This is a genomic window from Leisingera sp. F5 (assembly GCF_001593695.1).
The window spans coordinates 1-1,798 of record NZ_LUKH01000719.1 but is presented as its reverse complement, the minus strand read 5'-3'; the positions used below and the strand labels follow the sequence as shown (position 1 = coordinate 1,798).

2 protein-coding genes are annotated in these 1,798 nt (G+C 63.7%); both read left to right on the top strand.

Going from position 1 to position 1,798, the window contains the following annotated elements; all coding sequences use genetic code 11:
• Positions 1–28 precede the first annotated feature (28 nt).
• Positions 29–1,276, top strand: a complete 1,248-nt coding sequence (locus A2I95_RS35200) for an Hsp70 family protein (RefSeq protein ID WP_027259158.1) — start codon at positions 29–31, stop codon at positions 1,274–1,276.
• A 92-nt stretch (positions 1,277–1,368) separates the two neighbouring features.
• A partial coding sequence (locus A2I95_RS35195) for a lytic murein transglycosylase (RefSeq protein ID WP_291737209.1) occupies positions 1,369–1,798 on the top strand: 430 nt, incomplete at its 3' end.

The following is a 1,798-nucleotide window of genomic DNA, read 5'->3' as shown; positions in this document are numbered from 1 at the left end:
CTCCCCGCCAGCGAAAGGAGCCTGTTCCATGACTGCCCCCAACACCCTTGGTATCGACTTTGGCACCTCCAATTCGGCGGCCGGGATTGCCGTGGGTGGCCGCCCCTGGCTGGTGGAGATGGAACCGGGAGAGCAGACCCTGCCAACGGCGGTGTTCTTTGACGAGGGCAGCCGCAGCATGCGGATCGGCCACAGCGCCACACGGGCGCTGATCAACGGTGATGAGGGGCGTTTCATGCGCGCCTTGAAAAGCCTGCTCGGCACGCCGCTGCTGCACGAGGAACGGCGGCTGGGCGGCGAGCGGATCAGCTTTGGCACCCTCATCGCCCGCTTTCTGGCCGAGATGAAGACCCGCGCCGAGACGGCAACGCATATGGACTTTACACATGCGCTGTCCGGCCGGCCGGTTCGGTTTCATTCCAAGGATGAAGCCCGCAATATTCAGGCCGAAAAAGATCTGCGCGCCTGTTACTTGGACGCGGGCTTTCAGGATGTGCTGTTCATGTATGAGCCGGAAGCAGCCCTGCGGGCCGCAGCACCTGCACCGGGCCGCGGGCTGATTGTCGATATCGGCGGCGGCACCTCGGACTTCACCGCCTTTGAACAGGACGCAAATGGCGCAACCCGTATCCTGGCCTCGCACGGGGTGCGGCTGGGCGGCACCGATTTCGACCGGCAGCTGAGCATCCATCATGTCATGCCGCTGCTAGGGCGCGGCAGCCAGATCCGCAATATCTTTGGCGGCGGCACCCTGCCCGCCCCGAACCGGCTGTTCAACGATCTGGCGACCTGGCAGATGATCCCTTTCCTCTACAGTCCGGAAAGCCGCCGGGCAGCAAAGGATCTGGCCGCCAATGCGGTTGAGCCGGGCCGGTTGGCCAGGCTGGTTGACGTGTTGGAGGACGAACTGGGCCACGAGCTGGCCTTTGCGGTCGAGCGCGGCAAGATCCAGGCCAACACGGCAGGCGGCGCGGCAGTCATCGACCTGAAACTGTTGCAGCGCGGCCTGTCGGTGCCGCTGCCCGCCGCTGAGATGAACCAGACGCTGGCGGAACAGACCGAAGCCATCGGGGCTTGCGCCGCCGAGACATTGGCGCAGGCTGGCATAACAGCGGGCAATGTAGACAGAATCGTGCTGGTCGGCGGCTCTTCGCTGCTGGCGGCGGTTCAGGTGCAAATGCAGAGGCTTTGCCCAAATGCCCGCGTTGAAACAGGAAATGCCATGACCGCAGTGGCGGACGGTCTTGCCCTGGCAGCCGGAACCGCCTTCACTTAGGTAAATGGGAACCATGCACAGCTTTTCCCGTTAGACACGGGCTGCCAGCACGTTAGGCTGCTAGGCACGAGTCACATTTCGAGAGTTCTTTCATGCGCCGCCTGCTGGCCTCTGCCCTGATTTCCGCCCTGCTTGCTTCCCCTGCCCTGGCCGCCACCTGCGGCAATACCTCTGCCGGGTTTGACGCCTGGAAGCAGGACTTCCAGCGCGAGGCCAAGCGCGCAGGCGTGCGTAAGGCGGGGCTGCAGGCGCTGGCCAATGCGCAGTATGCCCGCCGTACCATCTCCGCTGACCGCAACCAGAAGAGCTTTAAGTACTCGCTGGAAAAATTCATGCAGATCCGCGGCTCGGCGACCATCGTGGCGCAGGGCCGCAAGCGAAAGGCGCGCAACCCGGATTTCTATGCCGCGCTGGAGCGGAAATACGGCGTGCCCGCAGGTGTGCTGATCGCCATCCACGGGATGGAAACCGCGTTTGGCAACTATATGGGCGACAGCCAGGTGGTTTCGGCCATTGTGACGC

What these genes read in the sequence shown, in the direction of transcription:
- A2I95_RS35200 (WP_027259158.1), top strand. Translation starts at nt 29, where the DNA reads ATGACTGCCCCCAACACCCTTGGTATCGACTTTGGCACCTCCAATTCG.